Here is a 14,766-nt window from a genome sequence, read left to right on the forward strand (position 1 = left end):
GTCATGAGAACTACAAACACCTTCGGAGTTCAGTTCATCACAAGAACGAACAAGGCCAAAGATGGCCTACTCCCAATCTATGCCAGGGTCACCGTTGATGGCCGCAGAGTTGAAATATCATTGAAGCGCTGGATCAAACCAGGCGACTGGAATGGTAGCAAAGGCATGGCCAAGGGCAGTCGGGAAGAAATCAAATCACTTAATCATTATTTGGATGAAGTCCGGACCCGTATCATGGAATGCTACCAGGAGATGCAAGTGCAAAAGCGATTGATCACTGCAGATGCCATCAAAAGCATGTTCCTGGGTACAGATCAAAAAGACTTCACCTTATGCAAGCTGGTGGATTATCACAACCAGGCTATGAGGGATACACTGGCTTGGGGTACGATGAAAAACTACTTCACCACTCAGAAATACATCCACAGATTTTTGAAAGAGCGGTTCGGTACTACCGACATGTTTCTATCCGAGCTCTCCTATAAGTTCATCACCGATTTTGAATTCTACCTCCGCAATTATAAACCCAAAGACCACCAGAAACCACTTGGCAATAACGGAGTGATGAAGCACTTGGAACGTTTCCGGAAAATGGTGACCATGGCTGTAAAAATGGAATGGGTGAGCCGGGATCCATTTGATAAGTACCAGCTCAAATTTCACCGAGTGGATAGGGATTTCCTCAATCACGAAGAGTTGGAGGCAGTAGAAAACAAAGACTTCCAAATTGTGCGTTTGCAGTGGGTAAGGGATCTGTTTGTATTCAGCTGCTATACCGGACTGGCCTACATTGATGCCATGAACCTGACACCATCCAATATTACGATTGGCGTTGATGGGGAATACTGGCTTTCCACCTGCAGGCAAAAGACTGACCAGCCAGTAAGGGTTCCTATCCTTCCCAAAGCCTGGGACATAATAGAGAAATACAAGACCCATCCAAGGGCATTGCAGAAAGGATCGGTATTTCCAATGATTTCTAACCAAAAGCTGAACTCCTACTTGAAAGAAATTGCCGACCTGTGCGGAATTGAAAAGAACCTGACCTTTCACTTGGCCAGACACACATTTGCCACCACCGTAACTCTTTGTAATGGCGTACCTTTGGAGACGGTGAGTAAAATGCTCGGCCATTCAAAGATCACCACTACACAGGTTTATGCCAAGGTGGTAGAGAAAAAAGTAAGCGAGGATATGCAAGCTCTCCGAGAAAAGTTGGTAGCACCAAAATTGATGAGAAGGGCAAAGTAGTCCTTTTTCTATTTAAGTAAATACTTAAACATTATTTTCTTACCTTCGTTATTTAAGTAGTTGCTTAAATAAATAGAAGCATGGGTAAATCGTGTATCAGGGTTTTTGCAGATGCCGAGCAGATCAAACAGTGCAAAGAAGATATTAACAAAGTAGCACCATCCATGGCTACTATAGCTAAGACATTGAGCCTGTCGGGCAATGAAGTCCGCTTAAAAATTCTCTACCTACTCGGCAAGGAAACTTCTACGAATGTGAAAATTGCCACCAAGTGCTGAAACCCAAACAAGGGGATTGCTGTGTGTATTGTAGTTTTGGTGCTAAGAAGTGTCCACCGGTGCAAAATGGGATCTGTAACTGTTAGAACATGCTCGAACAAAAACTAGAAAATAGAGACATCAAGCCAACAGCTATGCGGTTGTTGGTGCTCAGAAAGCTCGTAGAATCAGGAGCAGCAATAAGTCTCAGTGACCTAGAAACAAAATTTGAACGGGCAGATAAAGCTACGCTTTACAGAACCCTCAAAACCTTTGAAGACAAGAAGCTCATTCACAGTATTGATGATGGAACCGGTGCGGTAAAATATGCGCTTTGTGAAGAAGGCTGTGAATGCGAACCACAAGATCAACACATTCACTTTCATTGTATGGGATGTGGCGAAACTTATTGCCTAACTCAGTCTAAAATCCCTCAAACAAACATTCCATCGGGATTCAAGGCAGCCAGTGCCAGCATGGTCTACAGAGGCACTTGCGCGAACTGCTCCTAAAACAATGCAAACAGGTTGCACTCCTTTTTCGTTATTGTTGCATAGTGAAATCTTTCGCATTCATATTATCACTATTTCTGCTAGGGCTATCGGTAGCACCTTGCGCGGATGAAACCACAGCGGATAGCATAGAGGTTTCCTACCAAGAATCAGGGTCTGATCACGACCACAATGAATCCGAAGATTTGTGTTCTCCTTTATGTGTTTGTCATTGCTGCCATTCACATCTTGTCGTTCAGCAAAATTTTATAAGTGAGTTAGGTATCCTTACATTTCCTCTCCAGAGAAGTACCTACACAGATCCTATAACATCAGGGTTTGTCGGCTCAATACTGCAGCCACCACAGGTTTAATATCAGTTTTATAAGGACAATTCCGTCCAATCGATCGGACTCCACGATCGAAACAGAATCATTTTAACTGATACTAAATCATATCATACATGATCAATAAAATCATATCGTTCTCGATAAAGAACAAATTCATTGTGGGTTTACTCACACTTGCACTCATAGGTGTGGGGATCTATTCTATGTCCACGGTCAATCTGGGTTCTGTCCCGGATATCACCAATAACCAGGTACAGGTGATGACTGTATCACCCAATCTGGCTACTGAGGATATCGAGCAGTTCGTCACCTATCCGGTGGAGCTGGCCATGGGTAACCTTCCGGGAGTAGATGAGATTCGTTCCATTTCTCGGTTTGGACTATCGGTGGTGACCATCGTTTTTGAAGATGACATGGGCACCTATCTGCCACGGCAGCTGGTGCAGGAAAAGCTCAACGTATTGCAAGAGACCATACCTAAAAAATTCGGCAGCCCGTCTATGGGACCTATTTCCACGGGCTTGGGGCAGATTTACGAATACACCATCCAACCTCAGGAGGGTTTTGAAACAAAATACTCACCAAGAGACCTGCGAACTATCCAGGACTGGATTGTAAAACGACAGCTCACACTACTAGATGGAGTAGTTGAAGTCAACTCCTTTGGAGGTTACATCAAGCAGTATGAGGTAGCCATCAATCCCGACAAGCTGAACGCCATGGATGTGAGTATTTCACAGGTTTACGAGGCATTGGCGAGAAATAATGTCAATACCGGGGGGGCTTATATTGAGAAGAATAGAATGTCCAACTTCATAAGAGGAGAAGGATTGATTCGGTCATTGGACGACATTCGAAAGATTGTGGTCAAAACCGAAAATGGCATTCCTGTAACAATTGGTGATGTAGCTTCTAATGTCCATTTTGGACACCAGGTACGCTATGGTGCATTCACGCAGGATGGTAAAGAAGCTGTTGGAGGCATCATTATGATGCTCAAAGGTTCCAACCCCAATGCAGTCATACAGAATGTAAAAGAACGTATGGAGGAAGTTGAGAAATCGCTTCCTGAAGGATTGGAAATCAATACCATCATAGACAGAAGTGATCTTATTTCCAGAACTACCAGTACTGTACAAACCAATCTGATCGAAGGAGCACTCATCGTCATATTCGCGCTCGTTATCCTGTTGGGAAGTCTGCGAGGCGGTCTTGTCACAGCCACAACGATTCCACTTTCATTGCTGTTTGCCTTCATTCTGATGAAGCAATTCAATGTGTGGGCCAATCTGATGAGCTTAGGAGCCATTGACTTTGGAATCATCATCGATGGAGCGGTGATCATCATTGAAGGCACGGTCTATGAAATCCAAAAAAGAATCAGAGCTGGCAAGGTGGGTTTCAATCAGAAAGTAATGGATGAGGTGGCTTATGAGTCCGGAAGCACCATGATGGGTTCCGCCTTTTTTGGTCAGATTATCATTCTAATCGTTTTCGCTCCTATTCTGTTTCTCACAGGTGTTGAAGGCAAGATGTTCCAACCAATGGCCTACACCTTTGGTTTTGCCATGATTGGAGCAATTGTACTTTGCCTGACTTACGTACCCATGATGTCAGCGCTCCTTATGAAGCCTGTTCAGAACAAAAAGAATTGGTTTGGTCGCTTTGAAAGATCATTGGAAAAAGTCAGTGATAAACTCATTGGAGGACTTCAACGAGTTTACCTTCCTGTTTTGAAAAGCGCTTTGCGCTTTAAGGCCATGGTGATCATGGTAGCCGTTTTACTTCTGGCAATTGCAGGTTTTACTTTTTCCCGTATGGGTGGGGAATTTGTTCCTCAGTTAGATGAAGGTGACATTGCGATGCAAGCATTGATCAGGCCGGGGAGTTCGCTCACAGAGTCTAAAGAAGTCTCCATTAAAATTGAAAAGCTCCTGCTTGAAAATTTCCCGGAGATCAAAACGGTCACAGCCAGAATCGGGGTTGCCGATATTCCGACAGATCCCATGCCAATGGACATTGCGGATATGTACCTCATTCTGGAAAAGGACAAAGACAAGTGGGTTTCTGCAGTGACAAAAGACGAACTCATTGATAAGATCAAGGACAAACTCAATGAACACCTGGTTGGTGTTAACCTCGTATTCACACAGCCTGTAGAGCTGCGCTTCAATGAGTTACTCGAGGGAGTGCGAGAAGATATTGCAGTAAAACTATACGGTGAAGATTTGGAGGTTTTGGCTACCAAGGTTCAGGAGATGGCGGATATCATATCAACCGTACCGGGTGCAGGAGATGTCAATGCAGAGCGCACCTCTGGACTTCCTCAAATGACTGTGAGGTACAACCGAAATAAGGTTGCCCAGTATGGACTGGATATTCAAAAATTGAACGAGTATGTCAGCTCTGCTTTTGCTGGTGGAGTTGCCGGGGTGGTCTTTGAAGGTGAGAAGCGATTTGATCTGGTCATTCGCTTTGACAATGCACATCGTCAAAGTATCGATGACTTGCGGACACTATATATCGATCTACCAGACGGCACAAAGGTTCCGATCAAGGAAGTAGCTGACATAAGCTATGTGCCAGGACCGATGCAGATCTCTAGGGACAACACCTACCGCAGAACGTATGTAGGCGTAAACACACGAGGCAGGGATGTGGAGTCTGTAGTGAAAGACATCCAGCAAAAATTAGATGCTGAGCTTGACTTACCGGCTGGTTATTACATCACCTACGGTGGAGAGTTTGAAAATCTGGAGCGGGCAAAGAGCCGATTGTCTATTGTCGTACCAATAGCTCTTTTCCTCATTTTCGTTTTACTCTACTTCGCTTTGGGTTCATTCACTCAATCCATCATGATTTATATCGCCATTCCGCTTGCGGCCATCGGAGGCGTGTTTGCCCTATGGGTGAGAGACATGCCATTTAGTATTTCGGCAGGTGTCGGATTCATTGTTCTGTTCGGTGTTGCCGTGCTTAATGGACTGGTACTGATCAACCGTTTCAATTCATTGAAGGAGGAAGGGGTGACGAGTGTCAGAGAAAGAATTCTAACAGGAACAAAAGAACGAATCAGACCTATTATGCTTACAGCAACTACAGACATTTTCGGATTTCTGCCGATGGCATTTTCATCATCTGCAGGAGCAGAAGTTCAACGGCCATTGGCTACCGTGGTGATTGGAGGAATGTTGACAGCTACTTTGCTGACACTTGTAGTTCTTCCGGTGCTCTACACATTTGTAGAGGGAAGAGGTGAGCGAAGATTAAAATCTCCAAACGCCAATGTGATCATCACATTGATCGTTTTCGGAGGTCTCTTTGCAATGCCTGCTTTTGCAGACGCTCAAGAGAATAGGAATGACAACCTTCCAAACATCACGCTTGAGGAAGCCAGAAAAAGGGCGATTGAAAACTACCCTAAAATACAGTCAGCACGATTGGAAATTGAAAGTCAGGAGGCGCTGAAGAAAACGGCCTGGGATTTTGGAAACACACAGGTATTCACAGGAAAAGAGGAAGTTGGCAATGGCTCAGAAGGTGTTCATACGCAGATTGGTATTCAGCAACAGCAGATTGACATTTTTGGAATTGCCCCCAAGCTGAATCTGCAAAAAGAACGGGTTGCACTGGCTGAATACGCTTTAGACCTCACAGTTATTGAACTAGAACGTGAAGTAAGCAAAGCCTGGGCGAAAGTCTATGCCACTAAAAACACCTACTTGGTCTATGAGCAGCTAGACTCCATTTTCACGGATATAGAAAGGGCTGCAAGGATCAGATTGGAAACAGAGGAAACATCCAGACTGGAATACCTGGCCACCTCCAATCAGGCCAGTCAGGTTCAGATACAGAAAGAACAAGCATATCGAGATTATCTGAGCGCACTACAACAACTCAACGTATGGTTTGTCAGTGATTCGCTTTTTACGGTTCCTGACATACCGGCAAATGATTTGGATCAGCCACTTGTCTTCACATCTGATTCACTGGGAAGGCATCCGCTATTAGATGTGTCTCAGCAGCAATTAGGAGTTGCCGATGCTTTGGTCAAAGAAAAGCGATCGCAATTTCTTCCACAGTTGCAGGGTCAGTACGGCAGACAGCAAATTGCCGGACAGTCCGGGTTCTATCAATATCAAATTGGCATTCGAATTCCGCTCCTGTTTGGACCGGAACTCGGTAGAACACAGGCGGCAAAAATTCAACGGGATATAGCGAATCAGAACTTTCTCCAAACACAATTGGAGCTCAATGCAGCATATCTGAATGCAAGAGAGCAGTATCTGAAATGGGAAAATTCCTGGAATTATTACCAGAATACGGCTCTACCTCTTGCAGAGGAACAACGCTCAGGAGCTATCACGGCTTACCGGGAAGGAGCCATTGATTATGTATCCTTTTTGCAAAACATCCGGGATGCAATAAGAATGGAAGTGGATGCGTGGAAGGCTTTTGGCAACTACCTGGATAGCCGCTATCAATTGGAGTATTTCTTAAAAAAATCAAACTAAAATATACGGATCAATGATCCTTGAAAATATAAAGACAATGAAAAATCAAATCATATACATCTTGACACTAGCGGTGCTGGTTGCAGCATTTACAGGTTGCGGTAGTAAAAGCACTAACCCGAACAGTGATGAAAAAGCAGAAGAAGGACATGCTGAAGAATCAGTAGGTGCTGTTCACTTGTCACAGCTGAAATTCAATAGCCTGGAGTTTAAAATTGACACGCTTCCATTGAGAGCTCTTTCCGGAATAGTAGAAGCCAACGGACAATTAGAAGTTCCGCCCCAACATGAGGCAACAGTCACTGCAATACTTGGAGCAAACATCACTTCCATCAAGGTCATTGAAGGTGATAAAGTGCGGAAAGGACAGGTCTTAGCATACCTCTCTCATCCAAACTTGTCACAGCTTCAAACCAACTATATCAAAGCGTTTAGTCGCTTCCAGTATTTGGAAAAGGAAATGCAACGACAAAAGCGATTGTATGAAGAAGAAGTTGGATCAGGAAAGGTTTATCAGGAAACAGTAGCTGAATATCAGGGCATGAAAGGTGAAGTGAAAGGGTATGAAGTACAGCTTAGACAGCTCAGCTTGAATGTCTCAAAAGTTCAGACTGGAGAGATATATCAGAACGTTCCCGTTGTAAGTCCGATAGATGGATACATTGAGAAGGTAAAAGTTCAGATTGGCCAGTTTGTAGATCCTCAATCAGAGATGTTCATGATTGTCAACACAGAGCATATTCATGCTGACCTTATGGTTTTTGAAAAAGATGTCTCTAAAGTGAAAGAAGGTCAGATGGTTTCCTTCACCGTAGAATCGGTTCCTGAAAAACGGCTGGAAGCAGAAATCTATTCGGTGGGTAAGAAGTTTGAGCAAAATCCAAAAGCGGTTCACGTCCATGCGGAGATAAAGAACAAAGAGGACTTTCTTATTCCCGGGATGTACATCAATGGTAAAATCCACACCACAGGCAGGAAAGTGTTTGCACTTCCCTCGGAAGCCATTATTGAAGAAGAAGGGAAGCCTTACATTTTTATAGCACAGCCACCGGAGGGGGATGAAAGCGAATGGAAATTTGCGCCCATTGAAATCCGAACAGGTATTACCGATGAAGGATGGTTAGAGATCAAGCTGCTAGAAGAGTTACCAGAAGGAGCTAAAGTCGCCTGGAATAATGCGTATTATCTTATTTCGGAAATGAAAAAGGGAGATACGGAACATGAACACTAAACTTTTAAATAGAGCATACATTCTTAGCCTGATCACCATCTTCTACAATCTTGTAGAAGGGGGTGTGGCTACCTTTTATGGAGCACAAGATGAAACTCTGGCACTCTTTGGGTTTGGTCTTGACAGTTTTGTGGAAGTGCTATCAGGTATCGGGATAGCTCACATGATCTGGAGGATGAAAAGGTTTGAGGTTTCCAAAAGGGATTCGTTTGAAAGAACTGCCCTGAAAGTGACTGGTTCAGCATTCTACCTCTTAACAGCAGGATTGATTTTAGGAGCAACCAGCAGCCTATATCATGGATCAAAGCCTGAAACCACTATGATTGGAATTGTATTATCAGTTTTATCTATTCTGACAATGTACTTCCTTTATAAAGCAAAATTGGATGTAGGCCACAAACTAAATTCGGCACCAATTATCTCTGATGCCAATTGCACCAAAACATGCTTCTACCTTTCATTCATCCTGTTAGGCTCAAGTCTAGCTTACGAGATTTTTTCTATCCCTTACATTGATGCCATCGGAAGTTTGGGTATTGCGTGGTATGCGTTTAAGGAAGGAAAAGAAGCATTTGAAAAGACAAAGGGTAATGGACTTAGTTGTAATGATAACTGTTGTTGAAAATGGGACATAATCACGATCATTCACATAATCATTCAGAAGGCAATGTAAAAGTTGCCTTCTTTCTAAACCTGAGCTTCACCATTATTGAAGTCATTGGTGGTCTCTACACCAATAGTTTAGCTATCCTTTCAGACGCATTGCATGATCTGGGAGATAGTCTCAGTTTGGGACTCTCGTGGTACTTTCAAAAGCTCTCCAAGAAAGGAAGAACAAAGAAGTTTTCTTATGGATATAAGCGGTTTTCACTGTTAGGTGCTATCATCAATTCTATCGTTTTAGTTGCCGGATCCATATTCATACTAACGAAAGCAATTCCTGAACTTTTCAACCCGGGAGAAACCAACGTTCAGGGGATGCTCTATCTCGCTATTTTGGGAATAGTGGTCAATGGAGCCGCTGTTTTGAAACTCCGAAAAGGAGAATCTCTGAATGAAAAGGTTGTTTCATTACATCTATTGGAAGATGTCTTGGGATGGGTAGCCGTGCTCATTGGTAGTATTATCATGATGTACACCGATGCACCATTTATAGATCCACTACTCTCCGTTCTAATTTCCCTTTTTGTTCTATATAATGTCTATAAGAATCTACGAAAAAGCATGTTGGTAATCCTGCAGGGTATCCCTGAGGAGGTCTCTCTAGAGGATATCAAAGTGAAACTGAAAGACATTTCTGAGATAACAGATGTGCATGACAATCACGTTTGGTCAATGGATGGAGAATACAATATCCTTACGATTCACCTACAGTTAGACCAAGACTATAAGCTATCAGAACAAGCCAAACTCAAGGAGAAAGTACGATCACAACTCAAAGATGAATCCATTGATCACATTACCATAGAGTTTGAAGGACAGGATGAGAATTGTGAGTTGGAGGATTGTTAAAGGGCTATTTTAAATTCACTAGATTTAAACTACATTCTTTCTACTTCTATATTATGCTCGAACAAAGCTGTGAAGAGTAATTCTTTTTATAGATCATGTGAAACATACACATTCTCAGCAACCTTTTGAGATATCATTTGAGGCTCTCCTTCGATTTCCACATCCAGAGAACCATCAAACTCATGTTGCGACTTAATTAGGATGTTGCTGTTGATGACAAGCCCTAATTGCGTGATGTGTTGGAGGAATGCCTGTGAATCATTCTTAACCCCGACAACTTTTAGCGGCTTGCCGACTGATTCATTTTCTAAAGTGGTTTTGGGCATTCCTCTAATCTTGCCAGTGGCATCTGGGATAGGGTCACCATGTGGATCATATTCAGGAAAACCCAGGAGCTTATCCAGTTGATCTACCAGTTTTTTTGACTTAACGTGTTCCAGTTGCTCGGCTACTTCATGGATTTCATCCCAGGTAAATTCCATTTTCTCAACTAAAAATGTTTCCCACAATCGATGTTTCCTTATAACAGAGAAGGCAATTGTTTCGCCTTCTTTCAGCAGTGATATAGCACCGTATTTTTTGTAATCAATGAATCCCTTTTCTTTCAGCTTCTTTAGCATACTACTCACAGTAGCAGGAGATATTCCAAGATGACTCGCAAGTTCATTAGTACCAAGTTCCTTCCCGTTGCGATCCAGGTTTAGGCTGTAGATGGCTTTCAGGTAATTCTCCTCGGTGATAGTGATCATGTTTCAAAAGTAAGTATCGCATGCCTTATTTAAAAGTTTGACATGTCTAACTTTAATTAATAGGTTTGTATAAAATTATTTTGAGATGAATAAAATAATGCTGTGTCTGAGCATTGTCGCTTTTGTGTTGGTTATTTCATGTGAAGAAATAATACCTGCTGCTCCTGCTGAAAATGAACTGCTGGATGGCCCTGCAGAAGGTTTATCCCATGGAGAGCAAAGGCAATTTTTAGATGGAGATATTGCGTTTAATGATGAGGTATTTTCATCAGCAAATGGACTTGGCCCACGCTTTGTTGCCACGTCCTGTGGAAGCTGTCATGCGGGAGATGGCAAAGGTCATCCTTTTACCACTCTCACCAGATTTGGCCAATCACTGCCAAACACATTGCCGGATTTATCTATTGGAGGCCCGCAACTTCAAAATAGGGCAATACCCGGGTTCGAACCTGAAAAATTACCAGATGGTATTCCTTTCATGAAGTTTACTCCACCGGCTGTTACTGGGTTGGGATTTCTGGCAGCCCTATCAGATCAACAGATTCTGCAAAATGTGGATTCTCTTGATGAAGATGGTGATGGTATTTCAGGGAAACCCAATTACATAACACCACCCGACTATTTTGAACAGAAATCGATTCATCAGCCTGTCAATGGTAAAATTATTGGGCGTTTTGGGAAGAAAGCTGCGGCTATTGATCTACTTCAGCAGACCGTAGGTGCCTACAATCAGGATATGGGAATTACTTCAACTTTTGAGCCCGTTGATCCTTACAGCCAGCTTTCAACCGATCCGGAAGTATCTGATCAAACGATTCGTGATGTGGTCTTTTATCTCAGAACATTAAAGGCTCCTATTCCTAGGTCAGAAGAAAACACAGTAGTACTTCAAGGGAAGTCAATATTTACCCAAATTCAATGCGCCTCATGTCATATCCCTGAATGGACAACCCCAGAGTCTGATATCGAAGCATTATCGAATAAGACATTCTACCCATACACCGACTTGCTGCTGCATGATATGGGTCCAGGGCTGGATGATGGTGTCACCGAAGGGTCTGCTGAAACATACGAATGGCGGACTCCAGCATTATGGGGCTTGGGGCTTTCGCCCAATTCGCAAGGTGGATCATTCTTCCTAATGCATGATGGACGAGCCAGAAGTATTGAAGAAGCTATCCTGCTTCATGGTGGAGAAGCTGACAACAGCAAAAATCAATTTGTCTCTCTTTCTGAAAATGATAAAGAGGCACTCATTAAGTTTCTTAAATCCCTTTAGATATGGAGCGTAGAGAATTTGTCAGGAAATGCGGAATGGGCTGCCTCGGGATAGCGGTGACAGGTTTACTCCTTGAAGGATGTGCTGGAACCCGCTACATTTCCGGCAACATAGATGGCTCCTTTCTGAGCCTGCCTGAAGCCGTTTTTTTAAAAAAGGAAAATAACTATTTAAAGCATGTAGTGGTGCAGAATGAAGCATTACAATATCCGGTAGTTGTTTTCCGCTTCAATGACAATGAGTACAAAGCCTTGCTCATGAAATGCACACATCAAGGCACGGAACTTCAGGTATTTGGAGACCGCCTACAGTGTCCTGCTCATGGAAGTGAGTTTACTCAAGATGGGAGTGTTCAAAATGGCCCTGCTGATACATCACTTAGAAGTTTCCCAATTATAAAAAAAAGTAAAACCCTTAAAATCGATTTATCATGAGGAAGTATGGTTGGATCCTTATAACAATATCATCTCTGCTTTCGATAGATGCAAAGGCTCAAATCGACAGTACGTTACTCAAGCGTACACCAGTTGATACGGCAAAAAACTTGCTCAATATGGATGCTGTTTACAACAGACCTTTCCTGCAGGTTGGTAAGTTACCGGTATCGGTAGGTGGATATATTGAGGCAGATTATGGATACATTGGTGAAGATGGTATGACGGATGGACATAGCTTCCGAATCCCTCGAATGACGCTTTTTGTTGCTTCCTCCATACATAGAAAAATCAAGTTTCTTTCTGAGATAGAATTTGAGGAAGGTGGAGAAGAGGTAGCCATAGAGTTTGCGGCACTGGACATCAGTATGCATCCTCTGTTAAACCTACGTGGCGGTATCGTGATGAATCCAATCGGAGCATTCAATCAAAATCACGACGGGCCAAAATGGGAGTTTGTGGATCGCCCAATAGCTGCAACGGATATGCTGCCAGCAACCTGGAGCAATGTTGGCTTTGGACTTTATGGTAAATATTATCTGAAAGAATGGGCATTTGGATATGAAGCCTACCTGACTAATGGATTCAATGATGCCATTATCAATAACGGAGAGAATCGCACGTTTTTACCCGCATCTAAAGAAAATAAAGAGCGGTTCGAAGAATCCTCTAACGGAGAGCCATTGCTGACCGGAAAAATAGCTGTAAGACATAACAAGGTTGGTGAAGTTGGCCTTTCATATATGGGAGGTATTTACAACACCTATGAAAAAGACGGTTTGATATTGGATGATAAAAGGAGACTGAACGTTTATGCGATTGATTTTAATACGACAATTCCTGTAACCAAGACCTTTATTATCGGTGAATGGGCATGGATAAATATCGATGTGCCTGGCACTTTTTCTCAGCAATTTGGAGATCAACAAAAAGGTGGCTTTGTTGATTTTGTTCAGCCAATTCTTACCGGGGATTTGTTTGGCTTTAATAATGCTTCTTTTAATGTGGCCATGCGATTGGAATATGTCGATTGGAATGACGGGACATTCCGTGAAACAGGAGGAAATATCGGAGATGAAATTTGGGCGATTGTCCCTGCGATAAGTTTTCGCCCCACCGCTCAAACGGTAATTAGATTGAACTATCGATTCATGGAGCAAACCGATATTCTGGGCAATCCACCTGCTAAGATCTCAGGCATCCAGTTTGGCGTTTCTTCGTATTTTTAATTGAATAGACAATTCAATTCGCAATATTTTAGCATTCCCTTAAATACTGAACCTTTCCTGTATATTTACGTTTTAGTAATCACTAAAATTGTAAAAGATGAGCAAGACCTGTTTAAGAGTATTGGCGGATCCCGTCCAAATCAAGGAATGCAAAGAATCACTGAATCAACTTGATAATCAGCTAGACCAGGCAACACAGATATTCAATCTGTCAGGAAACCCGATGAGATTGAAAATTCTCTTTCTACTGCACAAAGAAGGCGAAATGTGTCCTTGCGATCTGAGCGACATTCTGGATATATCTGTGGGAGGAGTTTCACAGCATTTACGTAAGCTAAAGGACGGGAAGCTTGTCAAGGACAAGAAAGTAGGCCAAACGGTCTTCTATTCTCTGGTAAAAGAGAATATACAAGTGATCAAGCCCGTCTTAAAAAGCTTATTTGATAATTATAAAGAACCAGTATCGTGAGCAATTCAAATCAAACAAATACATCCTCCAAAAGTGTTGGGGCAGGTTTGTTGGTGGCCATAACAGCGTCACTTTGTTGTATAACTCCTGTTTTTGCCACGTTGGCAGGGATTGGAGGCATTGCTTCGTCCTTTTCGTGGATGGAACCTGTTAGACCTTATTTAATAGGCCTCACCATTTTGGTATTAGGGTTTGCCTGGTATCAAAAATTACGACCCAGAACCCAGGAAGAAATTGAGTGTGCTTGCGAAGAGGATGAAAAACCTTCCTTTTGGCAGTCTAAGAAGTTTCTCGGAATAGTTACCGTCTTTGCTGTATTGATGCTTGCTTTCCCATCCTATTCCGGCATCTTTTTCTCAGGCAATAGCAATGCATCGAATGTTATTGTGGTGAAAGAAAATGATATTTTGAATGCAGAGCTAAGTATCAAAGGCATGACCTGCACCGGATGCGAGCATAGCGTGAATGCAGCGCTTAATAATAGTGAAGGAGTTCTAGAAGCTTCATCGACTTATGAAAGTGGTATTGCAACGGTCAAGTTTGATCAAACAAAAGTATCTGTAGATCAATTGGCAACCAATGTTGAGGAAGCCACAGGATATAAAGTCACTGAAAAGAAAATTATACAAAATAAAACTTCAAATCAATAAAATAATGAAACCCATCATTATAAGTCTAACATTCGTCTTCCTGCTTGCAGGAAATGGAATGGCACAAACTTCCGAATCTCAAAAAACAGCCGAAAGTACTCAAAAAAGCGAGACAGTTAAACTCAAAGTAACGGGGCTCACCTGTGCCGGCTGTGCCAATCATCTTTACAAGGTGTTGAAAGAAACAAAAGGGGTGTTTGATAACTCAGTGGAATATCCCGGGGATATAGCTGTAGTGGATTATGACCCCAAACAAACCCAACCCGAGAAGCTTATAGCAGCTATTGAAGAAAAGACCAGCTATAAAGCTAAAATATACACTGAGAAAAAGGATAAGAATTAGAACGAAT

15 protein-coding genes and 1 pseudogene are annotated in these 14,766 nt (G+C 42.6%); 15 read left to right on the forward strand and 1 reads right to left on the reverse strand.

Annotated features, from left to right (window positions below):
• The 9 genes and pseudogenes from ACHKAR_RS07685 to ACHKAR_RS07725 form a co-directional block, all read left to right on the forward strand.
• Nucleotides 1-1,251: site-specific integrase (locus ACHKAR_RS07685; protein ID WP_395416890.1), on the forward strand; the 1,251-nt coding region annotated here is incomplete at its 5' end.
• An 80-nt stretch (nucleotides 1,252-1,331) separates the two neighbouring features.
• Nucleotides 1,332-1,529, forward strand: coding sequence for a hypothetical protein (locus ACHKAR_RS07690; protein WP_395416891.1), 198 nt, complete (start codon nucleotides 1,332-1,334; stop codon nucleotides 1,527-1,529).
• Nucleotides 1,496-1,615: pseudogene (locus ACHKAR_RS07695) on the forward strand (GDCCVxC domain-containing (seleno)protein); the annotation flags it as partial. The gene ACHKAR_RS07690 and the pseudogene ACHKAR_RS07695, both read left to right, overlap by 34 nt.
• A gap of 3 nt (nucleotides 1,616-1,618) precedes the next feature.
• Nucleotides 1,619-2,020: a Fur family transcriptional regulator gene (locus ACHKAR_RS07700; protein ID WP_395416892.1), complete on the forward strand. Its 402-nt coding sequence runs from the start codon at nucleotides 1,619-1,621 to the stop codon at nucleotides 2,018-2,020.
• A gap of 44 nt (nucleotides 2,021-2,064) precedes the next feature.
• Nucleotides 2,065-2,373: a DUF6660 family protein gene (locus ACHKAR_RS07705; RefSeq protein WP_395416893.1), complete on the forward strand. Its 309-nt coding sequence runs from the start codon at nucleotides 2,065-2,067 to the stop codon at nucleotides 2,371-2,373.
• A gap of 89 nt (nucleotides 2,374-2,462) precedes the next feature.
• Nucleotides 2,463-6,863: a CusA/CzcA family heavy metal efflux RND transporter gene (locus tag ACHKAR_RS07710; protein WP_395416894.1), complete on the forward strand. Its 4,401-nt coding sequence runs from the start codon at nucleotides 2,463-2,465 to the stop codon at nucleotides 6,861-6,863.
• A gap of 37 nt (nucleotides 6,864-6,900) precedes the next feature.
• Nucleotides 6,901-8,094, forward strand: a complete 1,194-nt coding sequence (locus ACHKAR_RS07715; RefSeq protein ID WP_395416895.1) for an efflux RND transporter periplasmic adaptor subunit — start codon at nucleotides 6,901-6,903, stop codon at nucleotides 8,092-8,094.
• The gene (locus tag ACHKAR_RS07720; RefSeq protein ID WP_395416896.1) at nucleotides 8,084-8,716 is read left to right on the forward strand and encodes a cation transporter; all 633 of its coding nucleotides are present in this window, start codon (nucleotides 8,084-8,086) and stop codon (nucleotides 8,714-8,716) included. The genes ACHKAR_RS07715 and ACHKAR_RS07720 overlap by 11 nt, the downstream gene beginning before the upstream one ends.
• A 2-nt stretch (nucleotides 8,717-8,718) precedes the next feature.
• Nucleotides 8,719-9,606, forward strand: coding sequence for a cation diffusion facilitator family transporter (locus ACHKAR_RS07725; RefSeq protein WP_395416897.1), 888 nt, complete (start codon nucleotides 8,719-8,721; stop codon nucleotides 9,604-9,606).
• Between the two features lie 86 nt (nucleotides 9,607-9,692).
• On the opposite strand, the gene ACHKAR_RS07730 is transcribed toward ACHKAR_RS07725, so the two are convergent.
• Entirely contained in the window at nucleotides 9,693-10,355 is a 663-nt protein-coding gene (locus tag ACHKAR_RS07730; RefSeq protein WP_395416898.1) for a metal-dependent transcriptional regulator, read from the reverse strand.
• 85 nt (nucleotides 10,356-10,440) lie between these two features.
• Between ACHKAR_RS07730 and ACHKAR_RS07735 the strand changes: the two genes are divergently transcribed.
• The 6 genes from ACHKAR_RS07735 to ACHKAR_RS07760 all read left to right on the forward strand — a co-directional run bounded on the left by ACHKAR_RS07735 (nucleotide 10,441) and on the right by ACHKAR_RS07760 (nucleotide 14,759).
• On the forward strand, nucleotides 10,441-11,634 hold the full coding sequence (locus ACHKAR_RS07735; protein ID WP_395416899.1) for a di-heme oxidoredictase family protein: 1,194 nt from the start codon (nucleotides 10,441-10,443) through the stop codon (nucleotides 11,632-11,634).
• A 2-nt stretch (nucleotides 11,635-11,636) separates the two neighbouring features.
• Entirely contained in the window at nucleotides 11,637-12,068 is a 432-nt protein-coding gene (locus ACHKAR_RS07740; protein WP_395416900.1) for a Rieske (2Fe-2S) protein, read from the forward strand.
• Nucleotides 12,065-13,297: a hypothetical protein gene (locus tag ACHKAR_RS07745; protein ID WP_395416901.1), complete on the forward strand. Its 1,233-nt coding sequence runs from the start codon at nucleotides 12,065-12,067 to the stop codon at nucleotides 13,295-13,297. The genes ACHKAR_RS07740 and ACHKAR_RS07745 overlap by 4 nt, the downstream gene beginning before the upstream one ends.
• A gap of 97 nt (nucleotides 13,298-13,394) precedes the next feature.
• On the forward strand, nucleotides 13,395-13,766 hold the full coding sequence (locus ACHKAR_RS07750) for an ArsR/SmtB family transcription factor (protein ID WP_395416902.1): 372 nt from the start codon (nucleotides 13,395-13,397) through the stop codon (nucleotides 13,764-13,766).
• Nucleotides 13,763-14,416, forward strand: coding sequence for a mercuric transport protein MerTP (gene merTP, locus ACHKAR_RS07755; RefSeq protein WP_395416903.1), 654 nt, complete (start codon nucleotides 13,763-13,765; stop codon nucleotides 14,414-14,416). Before ACHKAR_RS07750 ends, merTP begins: the two co-directional genes overlap by 4 nt.
• A gap of 4 nt (nucleotides 14,417-14,420) precedes the next feature.
• Nucleotides 14,421-14,759 (forward strand): heavy-metal-associated domain-containing protein, encoded by a 339-nt coding sequence (locus ACHKAR_RS07760; protein WP_395416904.1) that lies wholly within the window; start codon nucleotides 14,421-14,423, stop codon nucleotides 14,757-14,759.
• Nucleotides 14,760-14,766 lie beyond the last annotated feature (7 nt).

The organism is Marinoscillum luteum (assembly GCF_044005705.1).
GTDB classification, from domain to species: Bacteria; Bacteroidota; Bacteroidia; order Cytophagales; family Cyclobacteriaceae; genus Marinoscillum; species Marinoscillum luteum.

Coding starts and splice junctions, on each gene's coding strand:
- ACHKAR_RS07690 (WP_395416891.1), top strand. CDS start 1,332: ATGGGTAAATCGTGTATCAGGGTTTTTGCAGATGCCGAGCAGATCAAA.
- ACHKAR_RS07700 (WP_395416892.1), top strand. CDS start 1,619: ATGCTCGAACAAAAACTAGAAAATAGAGACATCAAGCCAACAGCTATG.
- ACHKAR_RS07710 (WP_395416894.1), top strand. CDS start 2,463: ATGATCAATAAAATCATATCGTTCTCGATAAAGAACAAATTCATTGTG.
- ACHKAR_RS07715 (WP_395416895.1), top strand. CDS start 6,901: ATGAAAAATCAAATCATATACATCTTGACACTAGCGGTGCTGGTTGCA.
- ACHKAR_RS07720 (WP_395416896.1), top strand. CDS start 8,084: ATGAACACTAAACTTTTAAATAGAGCATACATTCTTAGCCTGATCACC.
- ACHKAR_RS07725 (WP_395416897.1), top strand. CDS start 8,719: ATGGGACATAATCACGATCATTCACATAATCATTCAGAAGGCAATGTA.
- ACHKAR_RS07730 (WP_395416898.1), bottom strand. CDS start 10,355: ATGATCACTATCACCGAGGAGAATTACCTGAAAGCCATCTACAGCCTA.
- ACHKAR_RS07735 (WP_395416899.1), top strand. CDS start 10,441: ATGAATAAAATAATGCTGTGTCTGAGCATTGTCGCTTTTGTGTTGGTT.
- ACHKAR_RS07740 (WP_395416900.1), top strand. CDS start 11,637: ATGGAGCGTAGAGAATTTGTCAGGAAATGCGGAATGGGCTGCCTCGGG.
- ACHKAR_RS07745 (WP_395416901.1), top strand. CDS start 12,065: ATGAGGAAGTATGGTTGGATCCTTATAACAATATCATCTCTGCTTTCG.
- ACHKAR_RS07750 (WP_395416902.1), top strand. CDS start 13,395: ATGAGCAAGACCTGTTTAAGAGTATTGGCGGATCCCGTCCAAATCAAG.
- ACHKAR_RS07760 (WP_395416904.1), top strand. CDS start 14,421: ATGAAACCCATCATTATAAGTCTAACATTCGTCTTCCTGCTTGCAGGA.